The 26,987-nt window shown below is 33.8% G+C and carries 20 protein-coding genes; 11 read left to right on the forward strand and 9 right to left on the reverse strand.

What is annotated here, in order from left to right:
* Positions 1 to 67: 67 nt before the first annotated feature.
* Together P2086_RS01730 and P2086_RS01735 are read left to right on the forward strand one after the other, a co-directional pair.
* Positions 68 to 622 (forward strand): hypothetical protein, encoded by a 555-nt coding sequence (locus P2086_RS01730; protein WP_317898703.1) that lies wholly within the window; start codon positions 68 to 70, stop codon positions 620 to 622.
* Between the two features lie 114 nt (positions 623 to 736).
* A complete protein-coding gene (locus P2086_RS01735) occupies positions 737 to 2,041 on the forward strand; it encodes an aminotransferase class V-fold PLP-dependent enzyme (protein ID WP_317898704.1) in 1,305 nt (434 codons plus the stop codon).
* Positions 2,042 to 2,107: 66 nt separating this feature from the next.
* On the opposite strand, the gene P2086_RS01740 is transcribed toward P2086_RS01735, so the two are convergent.
* The 4 genes from P2086_RS01740 to P2086_RS01755 form a co-directional block, all read right to left on the reverse strand.
* Entirely contained in the window at positions 2,108 to 3,736 is a 1,629-nt protein-coding gene (locus tag P2086_RS01740; protein WP_317898705.1) for an ELWxxDGT repeat protein, read from the reverse strand.
* A gap of 279 nt (positions 3,737 to 4,015) precedes the next feature.
* Positions 4,016 to 4,345 (reverse strand): DHCW motif cupin fold protein, encoded by a 330-nt coding sequence (locus P2086_RS01745; protein WP_317898706.1) that lies wholly within the window; start codon positions 4,343 to 4,345, stop codon positions 4,016 to 4,018.
* Positions 4,346 to 4,377: 32 nt separating this feature from the next.
* Complete coding sequence (locus P2086_RS01750) at positions 4,378 to 4,998, reverse strand: 2-thiouracil desulfurase family protein (RefSeq protein ID WP_317898707.1); 621 nt, start codon at positions 4,996 to 4,998, stop codon at positions 4,378 to 4,380.
* A gap of 139 nt (positions 4,999 to 5,137) precedes the next feature.
* Positions 5,138 to 5,764: a Fic family protein gene (locus tag P2086_RS01755; protein WP_396127448.1), complete on the reverse strand. Its 627-nt coding sequence runs from the start codon at positions 5,762 to 5,764 to the stop codon at positions 5,138 to 5,140.
* A gap of 600 nt (positions 5,765 to 6,364) precedes the next feature.
* Between P2086_RS01755 and P2086_RS01760 the strand changes: the two genes are divergently transcribed.
* Positions 6,365 to 7,885, forward strand: a complete 1,521-nt coding sequence (locus P2086_RS01760) for an MBL fold metallo-hydrolase (RefSeq protein WP_317898709.1) — start codon at positions 6,365 to 6,367, stop codon at positions 7,883 to 7,885.
* Positions 7,886 to 8,052: 167 nt separating this feature from the next.
* Here P2086_RS01760 and P2086_RS01765 read toward each other — a convergent pair whose 3' ends face one another.
* Entirely contained in the window at positions 8,053 to 10,500 is a 2,448-nt protein-coding gene (locus P2086_RS01765; protein WP_317898710.1) for a bifunctional UDP-N-acetylmuramoyl-tripeptide:D-alanyl-D-alanine ligase/alanine racemase, read from the reverse strand.
* Positions 10,501 to 10,639: 139 nt separating this feature from the next.
* Here P2086_RS01765 and P2086_RS01770 point away from each other — a divergent pair, with 139 nt between their 5' ends.
* Positions 10,640 to 11,251 (forward strand): DUF8457 domain-containing protein, encoded by a 612-nt coding sequence (locus P2086_RS01770; protein WP_317898711.1) that lies wholly within the window; start codon positions 10,640 to 10,642, stop codon positions 11,249 to 11,251.
* 24 nt (positions 11,252 to 11,275) lie between these two features.
* Complete coding sequence (locus tag P2086_RS01775; protein WP_317898712.1) at positions 11,276 to 12,418, forward strand: M28 family metallopeptidase; 1,143 nt, start codon at positions 11,276 to 11,278, stop codon at positions 12,416 to 12,418.
* Positions 12,419 to 12,427: 9 nt separating this feature from the next.
* Here P2086_RS01775 and P2086_RS01780 read toward each other — a convergent pair whose 3' ends face one another.
* From P2086_RS01780 to P2086_RS01795, 4 genes are all read right to left on the reverse strand, one after another.
* Positions 12,428 to 13,150, reverse strand: coding sequence for a LytR/AlgR family response regulator transcription factor (locus P2086_RS01780; RefSeq protein ID WP_317898713.1), 723 nt, complete (start codon positions 13,148 to 13,150; stop codon positions 12,428 to 12,430).
* Entirely contained in the window at positions 13,125 to 15,023 is a 1,899-nt protein-coding gene (locus P2086_RS01785) for a sensor histidine kinase (RefSeq protein WP_317898714.1), read from the reverse strand. Before P2086_RS01785 ends, P2086_RS01780 begins: the two co-directional genes overlap by 26 nt.
* Before the next feature lie 64 nt (positions 15,024 to 15,087).
* On the reverse strand, positions 15,088 to 15,813 hold the full coding sequence (locus P2086_RS01790) for a LytR/AlgR family response regulator transcription factor (RefSeq protein WP_317898715.1): 726 nt from the start codon (positions 15,811 to 15,813) through the stop codon (positions 15,088 to 15,090).
* Entirely contained in the window at positions 15,810 to 17,696 is a 1,887-nt protein-coding gene (locus P2086_RS01795; protein WP_317898716.1) for a tetratricopeptide repeat protein, read from the reverse strand. The genes P2086_RS01790 and P2086_RS01795 overlap by 4 nt, the downstream gene beginning before the upstream one ends.
* Positions 17,697 to 18,180: 484 nt before the next feature.
* On the opposite strand from P2086_RS01795, the gene P2086_RS01800 reads away from it, so the two are divergent.
* The 6 genes from P2086_RS01800 to P2086_RS01825 all read left to right on the forward strand — a co-directional run bounded on the left by P2086_RS01800 (position 18,181) and on the right by P2086_RS01825 (position 26,916).
* Positions 18,181 to 21,225, forward strand: a complete 3,045-nt coding sequence (locus P2086_RS01800) for an FG-GAP-like repeat-containing protein (protein WP_317898717.1) — start codon at positions 18,181 to 18,183, stop codon at positions 21,223 to 21,225.
* Positions 21,226 to 21,424: 199 nt separating this feature from the next.
* Entirely contained in the window at positions 21,425 to 22,435 is a 1,011-nt protein-coding gene (locus tag P2086_RS01805) for a hypothetical protein (RefSeq protein ID WP_317898718.1), read from the forward strand.
* Positions 22,436 to 22,564: 129 nt separating this feature from the next.
* Positions 22,565 to 23,299 carry a hypothetical protein gene (locus P2086_RS01810; RefSeq protein WP_317898719.1) on the forward strand — a complete coding sequence of 245 codons (735 nt, stop codon included), beginning with the start codon at positions 22,565 to 22,567 and terminating at the stop codon, positions 23,297 to 23,299.
* A 35-nt stretch (positions 23,300 to 23,334) separates the two neighbouring features.
* Positions 23,335 to 24,747 carry a hypothetical protein gene (locus P2086_RS01815; RefSeq protein WP_317898720.1) on the forward strand — a complete coding sequence of 471 codons (1,413 nt, stop codon included), beginning with the start codon at positions 23,335 to 23,337 and terminating at the stop codon, positions 24,745 to 24,747.
* 292 nt (positions 24,748 to 25,039) lie between these two features.
* Positions 25,040 to 25,462 carry a DUF6567 family protein gene (locus P2086_RS01820; protein ID WP_317898721.1) on the forward strand — a complete coding sequence of 141 codons (423 nt, stop codon included), beginning with the start codon at positions 25,040 to 25,042 and terminating at the stop codon, positions 25,460 to 25,462.
* 41 nt (positions 25,463 to 25,503) lie between these two features.
* Positions 25,504 to 26,916 carry a T9SS type A sorting domain-containing protein gene (locus P2086_RS01825; RefSeq protein ID WP_317898722.1) on the forward strand — a complete coding sequence of 471 codons (1,413 nt, stop codon included), beginning with the start codon at positions 25,504 to 25,506 and terminating at the stop codon, positions 26,914 to 26,916.
* Positions 26,917 to 26,987 lie beyond the last annotated feature (71 nt).

Genomic DNA, 26,987 nt, shown 5'->3' on the forward strand with positions numbered 1-26,987 from the left:
TGGACCTGTAGTTGGATTTTATTCCATCAATCAAAAACACGCCATTAGTCCAACCCAAAAAATTAGCATGCAGATTGGTTTCAAGAGAGAGCAGCGACTAGGAAATCAATACAAAACTTTTTTTTTAATTGGCGTGGAGTATTTTTTTCACGGACTTAACTTCAGATCTTACTACTTTGACCAAGATACTCTGCAGCTTTATGATAAATCCTTTTCTTACAATTATTCATTATTTATTCATGAATTAAATCTGCCCATTCAATTTAAATATTTATTTAAACGTGCAGATAATAGTCTTTTTAGTCCTTATATAATAGCAGGTTATCACTTGCGTTATTTATTACCTGGGGCATTAAAAGTAAAACAAAACGGTCAACTTATTAAAGAAGATAGTCCAGAATTAAAATTTAAAAATGCGTTGTTTGTCAATAAAATGAATGCCTATGTAAGCCTTGGAATAGGCTGGCAAAAAAACAGTTTGAGATCTAATAAGGGAAGTTTTTTTGTGGAATTAAATGGTAGATACGGTTTTTCGCCTTATTATTTCGAAACAAATTATTCAGCGAGTTCACTCTTTATTAATGGGGCTCATCTTGCTTTGCAATTGGGATTAAAATTTTAATTCTAGTTCTTTCAAGTAAATTTTTTATTTTTCTTGGCTTTTACTAAATCATTTTATACTTTTAATCTAGTTCCCAAAGATTACCGTTCCCTTTACGTTTTTAAAATCTCCAAAATGAACAGACGCAATTTTTTATTGACATCGGCAGGCAGCCTAAGCGCGCTTGAAATGTTTTCGACCATTGATAGAAATTTTACGACAAACCTTGAAAAACAACTGTCGAAATTAGAAAACCTGAGTTTAAGTGCTTCTGTCGAAAATGAAGACTTTTGGGGGTGGGTCCGTCAGAGTTATACAATTTCAGCTAACCTTATTAATTTAAATAATGGCGGTGTTAGTCCGCAACCAAAAGTGGTACAAGACGCACACATTCGCAACTATCAATTATCAAACGAAGCGCCGTCTTATTATATGTGGCGAATATTAGATCAAGAAAGAGAAGGCCTTCGTAATAAATTAGCTGACCTCTGCGGCGTCCTTCCAGAAGAAATTGCAATTAACAGAAATTCCACCGAAGGTTTAAACAGTATTATCTTCGGTTTAAATTTAAAAGAAGGCGATGAAGTAGTGCTTAGTACTTTTGATTATCCAAATATGAAAAACGCTTGGATGCAACGGGAAAAAAGAGATAAGATAAAATTAGTTTGGATTAATATTCCTCAACCGTTGGAAGATGATGCTAGTATTGTAAAATTGTATGAAAGTGCTATTACTTCAAAAACAAAAATTGTTCACATTACTCATTTAATAAATTGGACTGGGAACATTATTCCTTGTAAAGCCATTGCAGATATGGCTCATAAAAAAGGTTGTGAAGTAATAGTGGATGGTGCACATTCTTTTGCGCACATTAATTTTAAAATTGAAGATACCGGCGCAGATTATTTTGCAACTTCTCTTCACAAGTGGCTGTGCGCTCCTTTCGGCAGTGGGCTTCTTTACATTAAAAAAAATAAAATAAAAAATGTTTGGGCTTTGCTTTCGAGTGTCGATCCTGATGGAGATGATATTAAAAAGTTTGAGAACCTCGGCACACGTTCATTTGCATCTGAAATGGCAATAGGCACTGCCATTGATTTTCATAATGTAATTGGAGCTGATCGTAAAGAAGCGCGTCTACGTTATTTAAAAGAGTACTGGACTGAAAAAGCAGTGAAACTTCCAAAAACAAAATTTGCTAGTTCACTAAAACCAGAGTACTCCTGCGCTATAGCCAACATAGGTTTTGAAGGCTGGGAAGCACAACAAATTGAAGCAAGATTATTTAAAGATTACAAAATACACACCGTTTCAATCATTCATGAAAAAGTAAATGGAATAAGGGTAACACCAAATGTGTACACCAATATACAAGACCTAGATTTTTTAGTGAAAGGTTTAACGCAGATATCTAGAGAAGTTGCGCCACCAGTTAAATAAATTTTGATACAGCTCTCTGAATCTCGAATTCATTAGTCTAGTTAAGACTATGTCTAAAATCAAATATTATTTTGATTTTATAAGTTTTTTAATAATCTTTTGATCATCATAACTTACCTCAAGTAAATAAATACCCAACGGAAATTTATCCAACTCGTTCATAATTAAATATTGATCTGGTGAAAATTCTCCTTGAAATATTCTTTTACCAATACCATCATATAAGTTAATTTTAACTGAGCTATTTGGAGTTTTTGTAAATTTTAATTCAATTTCGTTTGAGAATGGATTCGGAAATATTTTAAGAAAATTAGGGAATACACTAGATAAAGAGTCTAAGTTAGCTGGTGCTTCTTCGCTAATTTTTAGTTTCCATAATTTACTGATAAAATTATTACCAGTATATGTAGTAAAATAAAGATTTGAACCAACAACAATCATTCCACTTGGGCTCTGATAAAACTGCTCTCCTGATAAATCAATCATTTTCATAGTACCATTTGCGTAACCATTGGTCTTACACAACCATCTTTTCGAACTGTCATTTGCAAAAAAGTAAATTTCATATTTTGATTTTACAAAAGTTCCTGGAAAACAAATATCATTGCAAACTTCTCTAAACAGATGTGTTCCTTTTGAGGAGCCATCACTCGTGTATAAGTCAACAGGAAAGAAAGAAGGAAATGGTGATACCACGTCGCTGTTTGACGCCAAAAAGAGTAGTTGATTATTACAGGTCATTAAATTATCCACTCGCGATCCGAACAATTTACTTTTATTAATATCCTTTACCATATAGGTTCCATTTTCTGTTCCATCTGTTCTATATAATTCCGTGTTGTTTACGGAATACGGAGAATTATAATAGTTTGCTAAATAGGAAGTGTCAGCTGCCGAAAAATAAACAACTCCTTTATTAACAATAAAATCTTTGGGTGTCGAACTTTGCGATCCTGGATTTATATCTTTTAGCATTACTGTTCCCTCATCGCTACCATCTGTTCGCCATGGCTCGCTTCCATGAATGCCATCATTAGCGGAAAAATATAAATATCCATTGTTGACCGTCGACGAATTGCCGTAATCGCTAGAAGAGGCAGATCCAATATTGATATCTTTAACTAAAACGGTTCCATCGGCAGTACCATCCGTTTTCCATAATTCAGTACCATGCGCAGAATCAGTAGCGAAAAAAAATAAACTATTATCCATAATCATGAAATTTGGCCCTTTGAATGACACCCCGAACAAATCGAAATGTTTCAATAACTTGGTTCCCTCTTCCGTACCATCAGAATGCCACAATCCACAAAGATAGTCAACGAAAAATAATTGATTTTTAAAGGCGATGCCATTTGCTAGGCCAAAAGTTAAAGTGCTATTTTTGACTATTTTTGTGCCGCTTTCAGTCCCATCCGTAACCCAAAGTTTTTTATAATCGCCATTACCATCGTACTGATTAAAAAACAACAGATTATTTACTGCGATCAAATCTGTAGGATCCCCTACTTCTCGCCGAGATTCATTAGCCTTAATCTCTTTTACGATAAATGTTTCATCATTACTTTCATTGGTTCTGTATAACTGACTGGATTGGTCTATGTTTTTGCCACTAAAATAAAGCGTGCCATCGCAACGCGTCAATGATTTTATAATCATTCCATCTTTTATCAAAATAGGTTCTTGCGCTTGCAAACCTTTTAAAAAAAAGATAAATATTAAAAACACAAAATGTCTCATCTTACTTTGGGTTCTTCTAATTTATTTCACAATACAGATGGTTCCATATTGAAGTATATAATTTAATACAAGTTACGAAAAAATATAATACACTTCACTTTAAGTCTTATTCACGTTTATTCAAATAAGAGTGCCTCCCAATGTATGCGCTAATTTGGAAAATTTAGACTTTTGAATGAAAGGTTTAACGCAGATATCTAATGAAATTGCGCCACCGGTGAAATAATTACTTTTTTAGTCGATTACCAATACAAGAGCACCATTTATTGATTTGGCCATATGTGGAATGCCATCATCGCCAACAATGTATGTGGTATTAGCAGTAATTATATGACTTGTTCCATCTTTATAATCTAGAATTAATTCTCCTTCTAAAATATGTATAATGTGTCCTTTAACACACCAATGATCTGCCAAATAATCAGCAGAATACTGAACTTGTCTGATTTTAATATCTCCAAACAATTTTATTTTACTTGAGGCAAAACCTTTTGCTCCATTACTTTTCTCAGTTGGAGTATTATGCCAATCAATTAAATTAGGTGGTATGTTGTTTAAGATCATAAACGTAATTTGTATTGCATTATTTTTTCTAACTATACCTTAAAATAATTTTTATACCAATCAATTTCATGATGGTCCACTTTACTCAAATCGATTTTATGACTGCTGTCAATTTTTGAATAGAGGATTTCTAAGGAAGCATAATCTCTTTGGCTAATTACTTTAATGCCATTTCGAATGAGTTGTGCGGCACAAACTCCAGCGCCAATTTGGTATACTTTGTTTTCGCTAAATCTATTACCGTCGTATATCACCTGACTGCCACAGGCTGCGCTGATATCCATTAAAACAGCTACTTCTACTTTTTCTCTAAAAGCAATTTCTAACATTTTTTCAGAAGCTTTAACCATGCCTTCTGTCCAATCTTTACCAGTTTCAGTTAGTACTTTTGCTTTGCCATTTAATACATCCATACCCGTTCCACCATGGATATCACACATTTCTCTAGGCGTTCCAAAGGAAAATTCTTCAGGACAAAATTTTACAATCTTCACCGTGTCGTATTTTAAGAATTTTAATGCACTGGGATATTCGCCATTTGCGGTTCCATCGTATCCGCAGGTTAAACCTGTTAAACAGGCACTCATGAGAATTCTTAGTGGGTTTTCCTTAGTGGGAACCCTTAAATTATTTAAATGGGTTTTGTCAGTCATGTTTGTTTTTTTGTCGAATACGAAAAATTCTGATCAGCAATTCAAAATTGCTTTCTATTTAAACAACTAATTTAAGAAATATTTTAAAGAGAATAGGATTGATGGTATACCATTCTACCATAGACTCTGTTGTGGTTTCCTATTTCAAAACATATTCTGTTTTATTTTTACTCCCAACGCTCCGAAATATTTTTAAATCAACACCCTTCTTTAAATCTCTACTTGCTGTAGCAGAAGACAAGTCTTTAAAGATATTCATGTAATCTTTTCTTGTAAATTTTTTCATTCCTAAAGTGATGAAATATTCTAATCTATCGAAGTCCTTTAAAATTCTATTGTTGCATGACAGTATACCTTTTAAAGATTCATTAATAACCTCAAGCATGTACTCAATAAAAAAAGTCGAATTACCCGCCTTGTCGCTCATTGCAAGTGATTTATAATACTCTCTTCGTGTTTGATTGATTAAAGTTTCAAAGGGCAAGAACTCAAAGATTGGGTATTCTGACATCAGAATTAGTGTTTGCCATAACCTTCCCAATCGTCCATTTCCATCAAGAAAAGGGTGAATAAATTCCATCTCATAATGAAAAACGCAACTCTTAATGATTATTAGTTCATCAGAATTTTTTAAATAGGCAAATAAGTCCCTCATTAAATACGGGACATTTTTGTACGGCGGAGTAACATACTCTAATTTAGTTCCCTTAACTATCCCTACTCCCTGTTTCCTGTACTTTCCAGGACCAGCTATCAATCCATTCATTAATTTGAGATGCGCCTTTAAGAAATGCTCTTCAGACAAACACCTATAGTCACTTAGTTTCTCGTAAACCTGAATAGCATTTAAAACTTCTAAAACATCTTTCTTAGGTCCAATGACTCTTTTACTTTCAATTAAGGCGGTAATTTGTTCTTCTGTTAATGTATTTCCTTCAATACTTAATGAGGAATGAATTGTTTTTATTCTATTTTATTTTCGATGTTGAGGAGACTGTTTACTCAGGTAATTAGCATTTACCTCTCCAAGCTTTTCGGAAATTGAACTAATTAATTTTAAAATTTTCGGACTTATGTTGTATGGTGGTTTCAATGATACTATCATTTGATACTATCAAAAGTAAGGTATTCGTTTTGGAATTTAAAATTGTTGATTTTAGTAAAAGCAGGCGTTAGTAACTGTATGTTAACATTTTGCTGCGGTTACTAACCCTTCATTGAGCTGTTCCAATTATCCACCGTCGTTTGTCCCTTGTAAATTGTTCAAAAATTTTAAACCCACCAGACACGATTTAATGTCACTGGTCTCCCAACTAACAATAATAAATGTATTATTGCGTTAAAGTCTATATAATATAACTTTTCAATGCGTATAGAATATGTTTCCCATTCATGTTTTGTTATTGAAACGGATGGTACCAAAATAGCATTCGACCCTTGGATAACAGGGTCAGCTTATAAGAATCAATGGCACTTATTTCCAAAACCTATTGATACTACTTGTGTTGAACAAGCTGACGTTATTGTAATATCTCACGGGCATGAAGACCACTTGCACCACGAATCATTAATTCGAATACAAAAAAACGCACATGTCTTTTTCCCTTTTCAATGGCGAGAAGGTGTTGTGAATTATTTCAAACACTTACATTTTAAAGAGATTACTGAAGCGGTAAGTTTTAAAACATATACTTTTAAGAATTTAAAAATAACGTATCTAGGTTATTCGCTTGAAAGTGTAATTGTAGTTGAATGTGAAGGGTACGTAATTGTAAATATTAATGACGCTCTAAATTCTAATCATGAAACCGCTGTTGACTTTCTCTTGGCTAAAATAAAAACAAAGTGGCCTAAAATAGATTTTCTGTTTTCTGGTTGGAGTGGCGCAGGATATTTCCCTAATAAAGTGCATTACAAAGGTAAAGATGATAAAGAAGTTGCTCGGATTAGAGAACAATATTTTGCAGATAACTTTTGTAAGTTTACTAAATATTTACAGCCAAATATAGCTGTTCCTTTTGCCCCTGGTTTTGTATTATTAAGCGATGAAAACCGATGGATAAATGATATAAAATTTCCTCGGCAAATTGTAGGTCGGTATTATCATGAACATTTTGAAAAGAAAACACACATTCAATTTCCAATTATCTATCCGGGTGATTATTTTATTGATACTACATTTCATAAAAAGTCTAAATACCATGCCAATAAAGATGATCACGAAATTTATAGCGATTTAGATAAGGTATTCAGCAAAGAAATTATCATTGCAAATCAAATAAATTTTACAAATGAAGATGAGATGAGCGAATTACAGACTAAACTCACCTTTTGGCTAAACAAAAATAAAAAGTTATACAACCCTAAAGTTATTGAAGACTCAATTTTTAGCATAAAGTTTACGGATGTGAAGAAAAATAATTATTTTAATATATCATTAAAGAATAAAATGCCTGAGGTTAATAGAAGTAATTATTCAAAAAAAGAAGACCGTCTTATAATTACAACAAAAGCTAAACTACTATCTCTAAACCTTGATAAAATATGGGGGGGAGATGTTCTATCAATAGGCTACGCGATAGATATAGAAGTGTTTGAGGAGTTGTCTCTTGAAAAGAACTTAGATATTGTTTGCGTTAGACTTATTACACGTTATCCCATTTTTAAAGACGATGTAACACATAATACTAGTAGAGTTTTAAAATATTATTTCAATAATCCATCTCTTACTAACTTATGGATTACTCAAAAAATAAAACTACGTCCCTACGTAAATAAATATCCATTTAATGAGCGCGATCATTGGATTACATATAGCAAATGCGATTTGTGTCAGGTTTGCAAAATGCCGGAATTAGATTTTGAGAAATTACAATCTTCCGATTAATTTTATTAGGAATGTATTACTTGTCTGCTGGACGAGTCCACCTCAATAAATACTAAACACATATTAAACACCATAAACCCGACAACAATCGGTTATAAGTATTTAAAAGCGTATCTAATTGTTTAACAATGATAAAAGAAATTCCAAATCAGTAAAGATCAAAAGTCCTACTCCTGCACATAAACCCTCTTCACTCTTGCAGATACACTAGTAAGCACCTCATATGAAATAGAGTTGATTGCTTGCGCCATGACATTAATTTGTTCGGCATTTTCAAAAATAATAACCTCCTCACCTTCGTTACATCTAATAGCGGTAACATCCACCATGCACATGTCCATACAAATATTACCAACCGTTTTACAAAAAGTGTTTTGAATATACACGCCGTGTTTACCATTACCTAAGGCGCGACTAAAACCATCTGCATATCCAATTGGAATGGTAGCTATTTTAGTATCGCTGTTAATTTTTCCACTACGGTTATAACTCACGGTTTGCCCTTTTACAACATTTTTAATCTGACTGATACGTGTTTTTAGAGTGCCAACATTTTTTAGTTTGTTTTGTTCTTTTTCATTCACTCCTACTCCGTACATGCCAATTCCCAAACGCACCATGTTATAATGCGCTTCTTTAAAACGTGTAATGGCTCCTGAATTGCAAATGTGTTTTATAACAGTGTAGCCTAATCCTTTTTCTAATAAATTATAAGCACTTTCAAAAATTCGGATTTGCTCTTTTGTGAATGCATCCAAATCAGGATTGTCTGAACCAGATAAGTGCGAAAAAACAGATTGCACTTTTAATTGTGGCGTTCTTTGAAGTTCCTTTAATAATTCATTGAAGTCTTGTTCTTCAAATCCTAAACGATGCATGCCCGTGTCTATTTTAAGATGGACTGGATATGGCTCTGTAATGCCCATAGAATCCAACTTAGCAACGAAGGATCTGAGCACTTTAAAATGATAGATCTCTGGTTCAAGCTGATAATTTATAATATCTTCAAAGGCGTCTTCTTCCGGACTCATGACCATAATTGGTAAAGAAATATGGGAAGCTCTTAACTCTACTCCTTCATCCGCATAAGCAACGGCCAAATAATCCACACCCATGTGCTGCAATGTTCGTGCGATTTCTGTACTGCCACTGCCGTAACCCATGGCTTTTACCATTCCCATAATTTTTACTTCTTTAGAAATTAAAGAGCGGTAATAATTTACGTTTTCAGTGAGTTTGTTTAAATCAATTTCGAAAACGGTATCGTGACTTTTTAATTGTAGCAAACGACTAATGTTTTCAAAACCAAAACTCCGTCCGCCTTTAAGTAAAATACCTGCGTCGCTGAATTGATAATTGATAAAGCGAAACTGTTCAATGAAATTCTGCGTGCTTTCAAAAAATAAAGAATTGCTTTTAAATAAAGGTTTGTGTTGAATTATTTCTTTTCCAATTCCTACAACCAAATCAATCTCGTATTGCGAAAACAAGTCAGCCAAGTTATGATACAAGTCTGAAGGGCTAATGCCAGACTGTTCAATATCCGAAACAATTACCATTTTCTTTAAACGGTTATTTTGTTGCTGCAAGTGTGTTAAAGCGATTTTAAGAGAATCGAGATCTGAATTATAATAATCGTTTATAATTAAAGAATTATGGATCCCCTTTTTTATTTCTAAACGTAAGGCAACCGGTTGAAGCAATTTTATTTTTTCAGCTATTTCTTTTTCTTTGAAACCTAAATGTAGCATTACCCCCACACAGGCGGCAGTGTTGCTAAGAGACGCTAAATCAGAAAAAGGGATTTTAAAAGTATGGTCAACATTTTTAGATTTAAGATGTAACGTATTGTTTTCGAACTTTACTTTTAAGTCTGCGTCATTATACTCAGAGACAAAAACTGATTTTTTTTGTAGTGATTCTGAAATTTTATTTTTTTCTAATCCGGAAATAATTAAAGCATCACTCCCTAAAAGTAATTTTATTTTTTCCTGAATTTTTTCTTCGCGATTTTTAAACCCTTCATCATGAGCTGAACCAATAGAAGTGAGCACTCCTATCGTTGGTCGGATAATGGAAGCAAGTGTTTCCATCTCGCCAGGCTGAGAAATTCCAGCTTCAAAAATAGCAAGTGTGTGTGAGGCATTTAAATTTAAAACACTTAATGGTACGCCAATTTGCGAATTGTAACTTTTTGGACTTCTACAAATAGAATAATTAGTTTTTAATAGTTGATACAACCATTCCTTTACAACTGTTTTACCATTACTACCAGTAATGCCAATAACAGGAATCGAAAATTGTTGTCGATGATACGCGGCAAGTTGCTGAATGGTTTTAAGTGGGTCTATGGAAACAAGAAATGAAATATTAGAATCGCTATAAGGTGATGTATTAAAATCGTTTTCGGAAATTAAAAACGACGTCACACCTTTTTCGATCAATTCAGGGATATAATTATGTCCATTGTTTCTTTCTGTTCTTAAAGCAATAAATAAAGTTTCATTCGAGTAAAGCACACTTCTGCTATCATTTAGGAAATGGTGAATGCTGTAATTGTTCTTGCCAACAAGCTTAATGTTTGTTATTTCTGCTATTTGATCGAGCGTGTACATAAATGTGAAGTGTTATAAAAATCCCTATATGCTGCAAAGTTAAGACATTGTTTAAAAGCCGTGTAAAACAAAGCTTAAAAGTAGTTTAAGATGTAACAAAATCAAATTATTTTAGGCTTTACTAACAAACTATTATCACATGTCATCAGATAAACTATTAAGTAGGATCCAATTACAAATAAACGAACTTGCACCAGCTCTTGAGTTGTTTGTTGACGAGACCATACAGCCATCTGTGCAAGACTGTGAGAATCTTCAAAGGCTTTTGGGAGGAATACAAGAAAACCTTGCGGTTTATAAGTACAACAAGCAAAACAAAGAGTTGTCGCCAAGCTTCAACATCCATGCCCGATTAAGTGAGAAGGAAGGTTTAGAAGAGAAGAAGGCTGAAACTCAAGAAGCCACAAAACCCCAGAAAGAAGAAAAAACAGAAGCTCTTGCCACTAAAACGTACCATGTTAGCTCTGAAATTCATCCTACAGAAGCACCAATAAAACAAAACGCGCAAACAGAACTCGCCAAACCACGAGCAACTCTTTCAGTAGGTATTAATGATAAGTTCCGTTTTATGAATGAACTTTTTTCACAAAATTCTACTGAATACAATATAGCTATTGAACAAATTAATAACGTGACTAGCTGGAACGAAGCGGAGATTTACCTAAACAGCCTTAAGAATGTTTATGAATGGGACGAAAAAAATGAAGCCGTTATCTATTTTTTCAGCGTTGTGAAAAAGTGCTTTAAATAAAATTCTAATTTCCTTAAAGGAATCATGCGTTTACTAGCTTTTGCTTTTCTTCTCTTATTATTCTCGCAGGCTGTCGCTCAAGATACTGTGTATGCGAGAAAAGTGATTCGTCATTTGACTTCTGAAAAATGTTTTGGAAGAGGTTATGTGAAAAATGGACTTTGCGAAGCCGAAAAATTTATCACTTCAGAATTAAAAAATCAAAAGCCAAATTCTTTGTTTGGAAAAAGCTACACGCAATCCTTTTTCCATCCGGTTAATACTTTTCCAAGTAGCTGCGAACTAAGTATCAATGGCAAATTATTGAAGCCAGGTGAAGATTTTATTCTTAGTCCTGAAGCCTGCTCTTCCAAAGGAAAATTTTCTCTTCAAAAAGTAGATACGACACATTTTATTTACGCTGAAGATCCAAAGATATCATTGAGTCTTAAAAACAAATTAACTTATAGTGTTGGCCGAGAAGTTGCAGGTTTTTGTGGAATAGAAATTGATCGCACAAAATTTAAAGAAGAGCCAAAAGAAATAGAAGTAAACATTAAAAACAAATTCGTTTCTAAATTTGAAAGTAAAAACATTGGTTGTTTTATAAATGGTTCGCTTAACTCAGATAGTTTGATTGTTTTCTCAGCGCATTACGATCATTTGGGCGGAATGGGAAAATCCACATTTTTTCCGGGAGCCAATGACAATGCCAGTGGTGTGAGTGTGATCTTAAATCTGATCAAGTATTACCAAGCACATCCACCAAAATATAAAACAGTTTTTCTATTTTTTGCAGGCGAAGAAGCCGGATTATTGGGTTCTAAATTTTTTGTAGAAAGCAATATGATAGATCTTTACAAAATTAAATTTTTGGTAAACCTAGATTTGCTTGGAACTGGAGATGATGGAATAATGGTTGTAAACGGAGCGGTTTATGAAAAAGAATTTTCTCAGTTAGCGAAAATAAACGCCGAACAAAATCTGGTGAAAGAAATTAAAAAACGTGGTAAGGCTTCTAATAGTGATCACTACTGGTTCTCAGAAAAAGGGGTGCACTGTTTTTTTATCTATACAATGGGTGGAATAAAAGCTTACCATGATGTTTACGACATTGAAAAAACATTGCCACTAACAGATTATGTAGATGTGTTTCATCTTTTGACTGAGTTTATCTCGATGTTTTAATTCTACTTCTTAAAGTTTCTGAAACAAACTCATGATTTCCTTGTGGTATTGACGACTTATTGGCAATATTGTTTTATTAATAATTACTGAAGAGTTGTCAAAGCCCTCTACTCTGTCGATATTAACAATAAAAGATCTGTGAATTTTTTTAAAGACTGGGTTTTTTATTTGGTCTGAAAAATGATTTAAGTTATATGAGAGTGTATACGATTTACCTTCTGTGACCACCTCCGAATAGCTTCCCTTTGCTTCAATATATAGTATTGAATTAATGTCAATTCTTTTATAGTGGCTTCCATCTTTTACGAATACAGGGTGGTTCGTGTTAACTGGGGAAGCTAGAGAGGATTGAATTGCGTTTTTATTGTGCTTTTGACATCCAAGTTCTAAGGCTATTTTTACGTCATTTTTATTAAAAGGTTTAGATAGGAAAGCACATGGACCCAAAGGCAGGGCTCTAGTAATCGTCGAAGGATCTGCACTTGCTGTTAAAAACATAAAAGGAATCTTTATAGTTTGGTTGAGTATTTGAACAATTTCAATCCCGTCGAGCTTTCCTCTTAAACAAATATCCATGATTATAATGTCTGGTTGATGTTTATCAATATAAAGAAAACATTCTTCGAAATTGATAGCAATACCTGAAACATCAAAACCACATTCCCGTAAAAAATCAGCAAGATCTTCTGCTACTAAGACCTCGTCTTCAACTATAAGCACTTTTATTTTCATTTAGCCATTGTAAAGTTATTGAATAATGTATTCCGTCGTTTTCTTCTATTGTTAGTTCTCCATTAAGTTGTCGTATCAATGCTTGTATAATTCTTAATCCAAATGAATTTGAAGATTGTACTTCAGAAATACCCCCGTGCCCGTTATCACTGACATTAAGCTGGAGCCATGTTTTATCTTTCACGAGCAATTGTATTTTCAACTCCAATTTCACGGCTTCCTTTTTTGCATGCTTTAATGCATTAATAATTAGTTCATTTAATATTAAACCTACTGGAATTGCAGTATCAACATCCAAAATAATTTTTGGAAAATCTATTTCCAATTGTATCTCGTTAGAATGGATCCCAAAACTTTCAATTAAACCTTCAGAAAGTTTTTTCACATAATCTTTCATTTCAATGCCGCTAAATGAATTGGCACTATATAGCATTTTGTGAACCAACTCCATTGATCTTATCCGCTCCTTTCCCCTACGAATCTCCATTTTAGCATCCTCGCTCTTCATACTCTTCTCTTGTAAACTTAATAAACTTGACACAACTTGAAGATTGTTTTTTACCCGATGATGAATTTCCGCAAGGAGTAATTCATTCTCAGTATTCTTCTTATCCACTAAAGATTTTTCATGATTTAATTCTTCGGTTCGTTGTTTTACAATCTGTTCAAGCTTTTCATTGCTCTCCTTTTGAAAACTTTGATTCGCTACGAGTTGTTCAATATATAGTAATTCTGCTTTTCTTTTTTCGTCATAGTAGAGTTTGGTTGTATAACCCAAACCTACCGAAAAAATTAAAAGTTCGGCGGTAATACCACACTCAACAAAATAGGCGTTATCCCAGCCTGGAAATAATTTTGCCTGTTCAATAATTCCACCAACAATAAGAAAACAGGAAGCAATAATGACAATCTTTCCACGAAGATTTTTATTTTTTACTATATAAAATAGAATAAATAACATGAGAATTATTTCAAGGCTTAGGATCGTATCAATATAAACGTGAGAGTAAATAAAATCTAAACCCAATACATGTAATACCGTATTTATAACTAGTTCTGAACTTTTAAAAATAATTCCAACATTTAAAAGTTGGTACGCTCGCGGAACGAATTTTTTATATTCTCCAAATTGATTTAAAAAATAGAAATAGCTTATAAAAATAATGCTATACCATGTGTATGTGAGGTTAATGGGGATTTGATTAACAGATGTAAATAGAGTTTGTAGTAATCCGAAATAATACAAGAAATAAATTAAAGCGCTGAATATATATACGGCGTATTTAAAATAGACTCTCCATCTTGTCACAAAAAAAATAACCAAATTAAAAAGAAAAAGAAACGCGAAAAGTCCTAAAAAAAATGCCTGCGTATAATAAACTCGATTTGTGCTTTTTTCTAAGTACTGCTTTGAAACAAGTATAAGATCCAATTTATTTTCTTCCGCGCGGTTTAATTCATCTATTGAAACTGTAATCAATTTTTCTTCCTGTGGGGCTAAGCTTAGGTTAATGCAATTCAACCTTTCAAAGTAATTCTCCATTCGATTTGTTGTCGAAGACATAATATTAAAACTGTTAGCGGTAACATAACGATGTGGAAATTGTAGAATTCTAACAATAGTATCATTTGTACTATTAAAAATCGCAAGACTAAACTCCAGACTTTTATTTACCGGAAGTTTGTTAAGTACTTTTTGCAGTGGAATAAAACTATCACTTTCTGTTTTTTTGATCTGTAAATAAGAAATGAGGTCAATCTTATCTGCTCCGGAATTTAATTCATTAATAGTTAAACCATTTTGTGAATTGAGAATATAGGATTGCAAAAGAAGCAAAAGAAATGATAAAAATCGCATCGTACGTTTATTCATGGTGCAACTATTCATTTTTAATCTAACTCGTTTTAAATTGTTTTGGGTATATGTAAAAACCGTTTTACAGTTTCAGAAACATATTCATAATTTCCTTTTGATACTGCTTACTAACAGGAATTGGTATCTTATTAATCAGTAGTGCTGAATTATCGATTCCTTCCACTTTATTCACATTTACTATAAACGAACGGTGAACGCGTTTAAAAACAGGATTATTTACCTGAGTCGCAAAATAATTCAGATTATAAGAAAGTGTATACGATTTTGTAGTTGTTACAATCGTAGAATAGCTTCCTTTTGCTTCAATGTAAAGAACTAAGGGGACATCAATACGTTTATACACTGAGCCGTCTTTAACAAATATGGAGTGATTAATCACATCATGATCCGCGGTTGCATTCTGAATAACCGTATCATTGTGTTTTTGACATGCAAGCTCAATGGCAATTTTTAAATCATTTTTATTAAAGGGTTTAGATATAAAAGCGTGCGGATTTAATGGCAATGCTCTATTCACAGTCATAGTATCTGTATTAGCCGTTAGAAATATAAACGGAATTCTTTTTGTTTGATTTAGAATTTTTGCAATTTCAATGCCGTCTAATTTTCCCTGAATATTAATGTCCATTAAAATAATATCTGGCTCGTTTTGATTGATCGATTCAAAACATTCTTCGTTTGTTGTTGCTATTCCTGTCACTTTAAATCCGCAATCTTTCATGTAACCCGCAAGATCTTCTGCAACCAGAACTTCATCTTCAACAATTAAAATTTTTATTTCTGTCATGTGATTAATTTATAATTTTTTAATTCAATAAAATAATGCAGCCCGTCTTGTTCTTTAATTTCCATAACACCTTTAAGCTGGCGAATTAAAGCTCTTACAATTTTCAACCCGAATGAATCGGAAGTTTCAATATCACTCACAGTTCCTTTTCCATTATCAGAAATATTTACTATGAGTTGTTCTTGTCCACTCTGGAAAATTTCTATTTTTAAATTCAATTTTTCAGTAGCGGTTTTAGCATGTTTAAGTGAATTTACAATCAATTCGTTTAAAATCAAACCCAAAGGAACGGCAGTATCAACATCCAAAGTAATTGGACTAAAACCAATATTAACATTCACATCACTTTTACTTAAGCCGAAACTTTCGATTAAACCTATGCTCAGATTATTAACATAATCCTGCATTTCAATACCACTAAATTTGTTTTCACGGTATAGCATTTTATGAACGAGTTCCATTGATTTGACTCGTTCTTTGCCTTCAAGAATGGCAGATTTTACTCCGGCATCACTTACATCACGCTCTTGCAAACTCAATAGACTAGAAATTACCTGAAGATTGTTTTTTACACGGTGGTGAATTTCACCCAGCAGTAATTCGTTTTCTGAATTTTTTAATTCGATTGTTTTTTTCTGCTCGAACAAAAGTTCATTTGCTCTTCGTTTTTTACGATAGTTTACTAAGGCCATAGACGCAAAAATAGAAACGGCAACCAGGGCAATTATTGAGATTAACAACAATAGTGTTTTTTGTCCAAGATTTTTTTCCACCTCTTCTTTCAAAGCGATTTGATTTACAATTTCAGTTTTCTGAACAAGAATAGAATCTTCTTTTTGTTTGGTTTCATACTTTGTTCGCATGTCAATGATTGCTTCTGCTTGTTGCTGAGAGAGAAGACTATCCTTTAATACAGAACTTTTGTTCGCAAATAGGAGTGCTTTTTTATAATCGCCTGCTTTCTCATAAACCATGGAGGCCACATTGGTTGCGTACCGATGTAGTTCATCATCATTCACTTTTTCAAGTCCAGTTAATCCTTCTTTTAATGTAGCTATTGCCAACACATTGTTACCTATTCTTGAATACGACAAGGCCATGTTAATAGTAATTTGGTTAGCAAATTTAAATTCTTCTACTCTCGCAAAAATTTCTCGTGCTTTGGTGTACTCACGGATGGCATCTGATTCCTGACCAACGTCCGAATAACTTTGTCCTAAGTTATTTCTCATATAAGCTTCATAAATTTCGTTGTTAATGGTTTTATTGTTTAGAGAGATTTTCTCTATAAGTAATTTGATTGCCTTTTTGGGTTGCTGAAACTCGCGATAATAAGTGCTCAAATTAATTGAACGAATTATTATATCTTCCTCCTGCCCATTAATTCCATTGGCTATTGTTATGGCTCTTTCAATATATTCAATGGCCTTTTCATAATTGCTATAGTTGGCGTAAACAAGAGAAATATTGTTAAGATAGCTAGCTATGTGCATCTGATTTAGTACTTTGTTTTTTTCTGCGATTTCAAGAGCCTTAAAAAAACAGGTAAGCGATTCTTTGTAATTTCCTGCTAAACGGTAAGTTAAACCGAGATTGCTATGACCAAACATTAAACCTTTTCCAATTCTCAAACGTTTACATTCAGAAATGTACTCCTTGTATAAGGCAATAGCTTCCGGGTAATTTCCAGTTTCAGAATAATATCCAGCGAGTGCATTTGTTGCGTTTAATATTCCTTTAGCAAATTGTATTTTACTAGCCAAGGCTTTTGCGTTTTCGGCATACATTTTTGCTTCTTCGAGAGACCGATTTTTTAGCAGAAGATTTGAAAGCTTCGTTGAGCAGTTAACAATATCCGTGTCTGCCAGAGATTTTTTATTCAACTCAGTTTTTAAACTGTCAATTTTTTTGGTCTGGGAATTTAGATAATTCGCAAAGCAAAAGGTTAATACCAGTGATAAAAAAAATAATTTTATGCTTTGAGTAAAAGAATAATTGTTTATCATATAAATACAAGCATGAATCTTAAAATAAAATGCTCAATCTAAATTATGAATTTTATTCAAATTCTAGGCTTTTAAAATTATTTGCAATCCGCAGTCAATAATTCATAATTAAGTACGATCGAATTTGAAAGAAGTGAATCACTCATTGTCGTTCAGTTAAAAACAAATGTGTCCTAGTGAATTTATAGATTAAATAGCCTTAGTGTAAAAAAATAGGCAATACAGGTTTAACTCATACATGAAACAAAATCCTTCGTTCACAAAATATAAAGTGACTTCTACAAAAACTCACTTCCTTATCAGCCCTTTATGTAGGTTCTTTGAGTTAAAATTTAAAACAACAAGCCATAAATCTTACCCCATGAAAAATAAAATTAAACCTCAAACCAGAAAAACGTTTTTCGTTTTCCTACTAAGCCTACTAAACGGTTACATGCTTTCACAAATACCTTCTTTGTGTTTTCATGTCCCAACTGGCTCGCTTACATCTGCCGCAGGATCTGGCCCTGTAGGAATATGTTCGGCAGATTTTAACGGTGATGGTAAGGCAGATATGGCAGTAACACTTGATAATGTGAACAGCGTAGGTGTTTATATCGGCATTGGAAACGGTACTTTTTCAACCGCGGTAAATTATCCCGTAGGTTCATTGCCACAGAATATAATCTCGGGAGATTTTAACGGTGATGGTAAAGTAGATCTTGCGGTTGTTAATGGAAACTCGTCAAACATTTCCATTTTACTTGGTTCAACAAGCGGTGTATTTGCAGCGGCAGTAAACTACGCTGCTGGCACTTCGCCAAGAGATATTACGAAAGCAGATTTTAATGGAGATGGAAATATGGATCTAGCTGTTGCAAATGCAGGTTCCAATAATGTTTCTATTTTTCTTGGCACCGGTTTAGGAACTTTTGCGTCTGCCGTTAACTATGCAGCTGGCGCAGGCGCTTACGGTTTGGGTATTGGCGACTTTAACGGAGATGGAAATATTGACTTTGCTGTTGCTAACAACAATGCGAATAATGTTACTTTGAGATTAGGTAATGGAAACGGAACGTTTGGAACAAGTGCCAATTTTAATATAGGTTCAGGTCCAATAAGACTTGTTGTAGCAGATTTTAATACCGATGGTAATTTAGATATTGTTACTTCCAATTTTACATCCAATAATATTTCTTATTTAGCAGGTACTGGCACCGGTTCATTTTCCATAGTGGTAAATTTTTCGGTTGGAACTGGCCCTAGTGGTTTAATAACAGGCGACTATGATATGGATAGCAACCCTGATTTAGCTGTAACTTTAAATACAGAAAATAAAGTGGCCGTGTTGATAGGAAACGGTAGCGGTGCATTTTTCACTTCAGTTAAATACTCCGTGGGCACACAACCAAGAGGCATTACCGCCGCGGACTTCAATGGCGATGGTAAGCAGGATTTGAGTGTTGCATGCTATATACCTAACAATCTCCAAATTTTACTCGGAGCCGGTAATGGGGTTTTTGCAAGTCAAATGAATTATCCGACGGGAACAGGTCCTTATGGGATCGTTTCGGCAGATTTTAATGGTGACACCATACCTGACCTAGCAAATTCCAACGGGAGTTCCAACAATGTTTCTGTAATGTTTGGTCTATCAAACGGCACTTTTTCTGCACAAACATTATATGGTGTTGGCTCTAATCCACGAGGGATTGTTGCTGAAGATTTTAATGGTGACGGAAAAAAGGACCTTGCTATAACCAATTTCAATTCAAACACTATTTCAGTTTTATTAAATAATAGTTCAGGTGCATTTTTATCAGCAGTTAATTATGTTGTAGGATCGGGTCCTTTGCATCTTGTTTCAGGAGATTTTAACAACGATGGAAACAAAGACCTCGCAATAGCTAATTACAATTCAAACAGCTTATCAATTCTAATGGGTTCGGGAAATGGAACATTTTTAAATGCCGTAAATTATTCGGGTTTAAGCGCTCCCTATAAATTAGTTATAGAAGATTTTAACTCAGATGGTATTTCTGACATCGCTATAGCTAACGGAAGTTCAAATAACTTACCTATATTTTTTGGTATTGGCAACGGCGCTTTTAATTCCGCACAGTACTTAAATATTGGAAACTTACAATATGCGATTAGCGCAGGTGATTATAATGAAGATGGTATTGTAGATATAGCTGTTGCTTGTAACCAAACTATAACAATCCTTGCGGGAACAGGATCAGGTTCGTTTTTATTTGGCCAAAATTATTATACCGGAATTTTCTCAAATGATATAACTACCGCTGACTTTAATGGAGACGGCCATCTCGATATTGCGACTACAAACAATACCAATAGTGGGTTCTCGATATATCTCGGTTTTGGAAACAATAATTTTACTCTTCCAATAAGCTACACAGCAGGTATAAATGCTATAGCACTCGCAAAAAACGACTTTAATAATGATGGTAGAATTGATATTGCGATTTCTAACAATGGCGGTAATGGCATAACAGTATTTCTAAACGGGTTACCAAATCTTCAACTAAGTTCTAGTAATACAATCTGTATAGGAACTAGTTTACTTATCACTGCTTCTGGCGCTAACACATATAGTTGGAATACAGGGGCGACAACTAGCAGCATAACTGTAAGTCCATCGATTAATACTAACTACACGTTAAGCGGAGTGTCTTATGGTGGTTGTGTGAGTAAGGCTGTAAAAAATGTTACTGTTAATCCTGTTCCAACAATTACTGTTAATAGTGGTGCAATTTGCGAAGGAAAAAGTTTTACTCTTTCTCCTATTGGGGCTTTAAGTTACACGTATTCGGAAGGCTCTGCAATAGTTAGTCCTATAACCTCTATAAATTATTCAGTAACCGGTACAAATACTTTTGGTTGCGTTTCTCCAAGCGTTGCTATAAGTTCAGTGACAGTTAATCCTTTACCTATACTTCAATTATCATCTAGTTCTCCAACAATTTGCGCAGGAGAATTAGTGACACTTAACGTAAGCGGCGCAAGTACTTACTCCTGGAATTCTGGAGAAAATGGAAGTGCACTTACTTTCAGTCCTTCAATTTCAAACAACTATAGCGTTATGGGAACAGATGTTAATGGTTGTGTAAATAATACAAGCATTTTACAAAATGTAGATGCTTGTACAGCGTTATCAAATTTATCTAAAAACAATAACTCTATCATGATATATCCGAACCCAAACAACGGCGAGTTTTTTGTAAAACTTGACACTGAAAATAGTGCCGAACTAATTCTCTATGATTTAACAGGAAGAAAAATAATTCACAAAATTGTAAACGATCAAATTACACTCGTTGATATTTCCAATGAACCTAGCGGGTTTTATTTTATTGAAATTAAACAAAACGAAATTGTCAAAAGATTGAAGATCACTAAACTATAAGACTAAGCATCTTTTTATTCACAAAACAATTCGTGCCGTACACAAAATATATATGACCTTCTGCAAAAACTCACTTCCTAATCTAGCTAATTTTAATGTCCTTAGTATAACAAATAATATAACCCAAATGTCAACCATAAATTACCAGATTCTCTTCCAAGCACTCAATTAATTATTTATAAAATTATTTATTAAAACTATGAAAACAACAAAAACCATACTTTATTTTGTAATAGGGTTATTATTATCTTGCTCGAAAGAAAAAGAACCAACATTAACCGCGTGTATTTCTGGGCCTGAAACGGTTGAAAGAGGTAAAACTGCTACATATTCTTGGTGTGGCACGGATGTGGACGACGTGATAAATTGGACTACCAGCTATGGGGAAACTGGTGTAAGCTCAAGTTTTCTTGCAACATTTCCTTCAGTGGGAACACATACCATCACTGTTACAGGAAAACTCAAAGGTAAGGCAGAATCCAAATCCATAGTAGTTAACTATGGTAGTTCTAATACAATAACATGCTTCATCAAAAACGAATGCAGCACAGGAAACCAAAACATACAAAACCCTGATGGTTACAAAGCGTATCTCTATAATTCATACATAAACTGTAACAGTGATTTGAAAAATGGCGGCCATCAATTGGCTCTGGATTCGACTGCGTGTAAATATTCATCTTCATATTCCACCATTACAGCCGAATTTAAAACCACAGCAACACCTGGTTCAACTCTTTATCTCGTTGTAGAAGGGTTATCCTCAGTGTCAAATTATGGCAATATAAGTACTAATGGCGGTATTGCGCTCCAAGATAATGGAGCTGAAATAGCTTACATTACTGTAGATAATTATTCTAAAATGTTTCTTCGAGGAAAATGGAAATTAAGTTACCAAGAATTTAACACTAGTAGTGTAAACATTGCACCTTGTAACCAGGACGATTACCTTGAATTTTTTATGGACGGCACCTGGAAATATCAAATAGGTTCTGATGACTGCAATGGCGCATCCCAACAAAGCAATGGCAAGTATTCGTATGCTTTTCCATTATGTAACATTGGAGGTAACCCTTCATATATCGCATTAAATACTCTTTCGGGGCCATTCACGGGTGTTTATGGTTTAGAGTTTACTCCATCGCAAATCAAAGTAAATTATCAAATAGGGAGCAACTACGGCTTTTTTAGATTTAATTACAGTAATTAACAAAATGATTTTTGTATTCAGGTATACCAAGTGTTACCATTCAAACCGCTCATAAAATTAATGTTATATGAAGATGTATGAATTTTAATACAAGATCTTCATAATATAATACACGTATAAATAAATATCATGAAAATAAAACTAATATTATTGGCCTTGGCATTCTGTGCAAAAACGTTTGCAGGCGACGGAGACAAATTAACCTTAAAAGAAAAAATTGAACAAAATAAAGTGGTAAAAGTTTTTTTTACTGTAAGAGACATTATAGATGAAAATGATGAACGTTTGTTACGGGCTTCAAATCCTAATGCGAAAACGAGCATCAGAACAACCATGCCTTCTGAGTATTCAAACTCAGAAATAAAAAACAGTTTAATGAAAACTCTCAACGATGGCTTGCAGGTAGGTAATGCTTTTGTGGAAGGTGATATTGCCGAATTACCTGAATCAGCGAACAGTAAAACGCACTTCCGCGATCTATCTAAATTGGCAGATGGTTTTTATGCTATTGTTTATATACAAGGAGAATACAATAGAACAATAGTAAAGAACACCGTTGCAGGAAATGTTGTTTTAGATGTTTCAAATAAAATGGAAATACGTTCACATTTATTTTTTTATGAAGTAGTTAATAGCGATGTCAAAAAATACGGCGACATGTTTATGAGATCTGGCGTTTTATTAGGAAATGCCAATTCTATTACCGTTAAATCAACCCAGCTTGAAAACATAGATTATATGGAGAAAGTTTTTCCTGCACTTTCATTACTTGACGAATACAAATCATCTATGCAAAGATTCGCGTCAGATTTTGCTAGTAAGCAACTCAGTAAACATGACAAAGCGGTATCAAAAAGAAAATAGTTTTGATTAATATTAATTAACCTTATACATATATCATGAAACAAATAATAATTTTTTTTATCACACTGCTTCCAGTTTGCATTAATTCACAAACTTTCGACAGAACTAAGATCGGCAGCATGGTTCCTGCCTCATTAGTATATTCAGACGGAAGAACGGAAAATGTAAACATGAAAATGCAGTCGCCAGAGCAATTAAAAAGACTCGATAATATTTTAGAAATAGAAATGAACGAAAACAATGTGCTCTTAAAAGAAATTAATAAATCACTTGGAACTTCTGGAACTAAAGGTACCATTGGTCGTTTTAGAGCCAGTTTATTTGATGCTTTGCTGATTGACGGTAACATTTGGGCCAAACGACCAAATCCAAAAGCAACTCCTGAATATGCGCAAAATTTTGTAGTATTAAAAAGACAAGGCGGCATTCAAGAGTACACCTATATTGAAGGAGAATACAAAGAAGGAACTCTTGTATTAGGAACATCTAAAGGAAATGTAGTTTGGAAATGGGGAGAAAACTTGCCAAACCATAATTATAAAGCAATGATTGCAGATTATCCTGAGCTCGCACAAAAATTAGAAAAAGATTTATCAAATCTCGATTCTGTTTTAACGGCATATAATGTTTGGTATGAAGAGCAATTTCCTGGAAGAATTAAATACTACTTTCAAAATGGACCTGTAGCGGAAGTAAAAAGATCTGCTGCCGATGAAGCAAACGACCTTATAGCGAAATTTCAAAAAAGCAAGGAGGCAAAAGAAGAAAGAGAAGCTGCAAAAAGGGAAAAAATGGCAAAGAGACCAGCTTCGCCGGATCCAACAATTGTTTCACAAAAACCAAACCTTCCGCCTAAAAAAGAAATATTTTCGGCAAAAGTAAAACGCTTCGAACAAGAAGGACATAAAATGGCAGTTATAATTGAATCGCAAAAAATTGTTGTTAGAAATTCAGGCGGCGGTTGCGTTGAAGGTATAAAGGAAAAATCATTTGAAGATCTTGAATACCCTAAGTTTATTGCCGCAAAACTGAATGAATTGTATCAAACGAAAATTTTTGAAGTGGTAAACATAGAGCAAATTCCGTTCGTGACCGTTAAAAACAAAATTCCTGATGACTGGTGGACAACTTGCTACAAAGTAGTTGTAGCAATAGATCAAACCCAAGCTTATAACGCCAACCTCAATACCATGGATCAAAAAAGCGACGTGCAATATTTTATCAATAACAGGGCTAATGTTACTGAGTTTATTGATGACGAGAAAAAAAGTACCGATTATATAAAACGTTCATACAATCTTGGTGACGGCTATAGTAATTCTAAAAAATACGAAGCCTGTGGCACACTTGAAAAATTTGAAGAAATGGTAGATCAAAAAATTGCCATTGAACGTTTAGAAAAAGATCAAGCTGAAAGATTTGCGAAACTTGTAAGTAAATGGGATTAGTTTAAAATACAAATACGACAAAACAAAAACACGCTTCTGCAAAATATTCCAGCTCATCTACAAAAAATCAGTTTGTGAGACCGTCTACATTAATTTACTTCGTATCATAATTACAAAAAACAAAATGAAAACGAAATTTTCAATTTTAACTGTAACAGCCAGATGCTTTACCACTTTTCATACCGCACATTTTTCAGAGCCTTACGCTAACTTGAGAATATACTATACTCAGGATCTCTCCCGACAACTTAAGTTCACACTCCTATAAATAACTAATCTAAAAAAATAAATTATGAAAAAAACAAACCAAAACTTCATTCTTTTAACCGCTTTCCTTATTGTAGCATTATCTAGTTGCACAACTCTTAACAAAACAATGAAAGAATCGAATACACTTGTTGAATTAAAAAAAACCGATTTCACATTATCCGAACAGGTTACCGGTAATGCCACTCAAATGAAAATACTTGGAATAGATTGGGGTAGGCTCTTCAAAAAAGAAAAAGGTGCAACAATTGCAACGCCCCTTATTGGAAACAAAGTAAATGTTGGTAAAGTCGAATCTTACGCTCTGCATGATATGCTTTCATCAAACATGGGTCATGACGTAGTATTTTATCCATCTTTTGAGAAATCCCGTTTCAATCTTCTCTTCCTGTACATTAAAACGGAAGTTACAGTAAGAGGGAGATTAGGAAAACTAAATCGCGAATAACTGTAAATTTTTACATTTAATAATACACTAAACCAATTACAATGAAAAAAAAGATAACATATTTAGCCGTGTTTTTTGTGACATCCCTTTTTTTAAAAGCACAAATTTCACAAAAATGGCTTCAATTAGGAACCGGAACTCCTAAAAACCAGACTAGTCAACCTTCTATGGCGTTTGATCGACATGGCAATTTATTTTTAGCTTATACCGATCAAAGCACTCCGCAAAATAAAGCAACGCTGAAAAAATTCGATGGACAAACATGGACAACACTTAGCAATAATTTCACTCCTGGGCAAGCCCAGTTTATTAAACTTGAACTTGATACAGCAGGTGTTCCCTACGTTGCCTTTCAGGAACCATATCCCGTAACAAAAAAAATCTCAGTTATGAAATATAACGGAACGGGTTGGGATACGGTTGGTATAAGAGGCTTTGCAACTGCGGACTTTAATAATCCTGAAATTTCGATGAATATTGATTTTAATAACAACATACAGCTTGCTTATAGAGAAAATGCAACCGGAAAAGCATCTGTAATAAGTTACTATGGTATAAATTGGTCTTTTGTTAACAGTGCAAATATTACTGAAGGAGATGCTACTAAACTCTCAATGGCCGCGAGAGGTTCTCATTACTATCTTGCATTTAGCAACGGGCATCGTGGAGGAAAACTTTCTGTGATAACACAAACGATTGGCGGCGCATGGGTGTATGTTGGAGATACAACCTTATCAACTGGTCCGGTAGATTACATAACTTGTAAAATTTTTGGAGGAACAAATAATGTTTTTACAGGAATAACATTTAAAGACCTTAGTGACGATAAAGCTTATTTGTTGTCTAAAACCGATTTTGGTATCTGGTCTAATGTTAATAGCACGCCTCAATCTGAGGGTACTGCAAATTATGTTTGCCTTGCTAAAAAACGTACAGAGCCTTTTAATGGAAAATACTACTGTGGTTATGCAGACGGAACCAGTGGAGGAAATGCAACGGTTAAACAATCACATGCAACTGTTGCAAACGGAGTTAGTTTGGTTGGCAAAAAAGGATTTACTGACACGCTTGGTATTTTTGCTGGTGCATTTTACGCCACAATGGGAATTGATAAATACGATAGTTTATACATAGCAGTCCAGTCCTTTAATGAATATGTGGTGTTTAAATACAGAAGTATTAATTTAAATTTAGCTGGGATTCCTCAGTCAAATTTCAACGCGCAAATAAGTATTTTTCCCAACCCTTCAAACGGCCATATAACAACTAGTATAGACAATAGCCTTCCATACAGCATGAAGCTTTTTAACTTAGATGGTAAAGTGCTATTCGAAAACCATTCAGAAAAGGGTGAAGATCTTACTATTGATATTTCGAACAAAACAAATGGGGTCTATTATATTGAAATAAAACAAAACGACAAACTCACACGAACTAAAGTGATTAAAAATTAACTGTTACTAGCCTCAATCAAGCGAGTTAATTGCCGTTTAAACTCACATTTAATCGGCAATTATTATTTTGA

It is taken from the genome of Aurantibacillus circumpalustris (assembly GCF_029625215.1).
GTDB classification, from domain to species: Bacteria; Bacteroidota; Bacteroidia; order B-17B0; family Aurantibacillaceae; genus Aurantibacillus; species Aurantibacillus circumpalustris.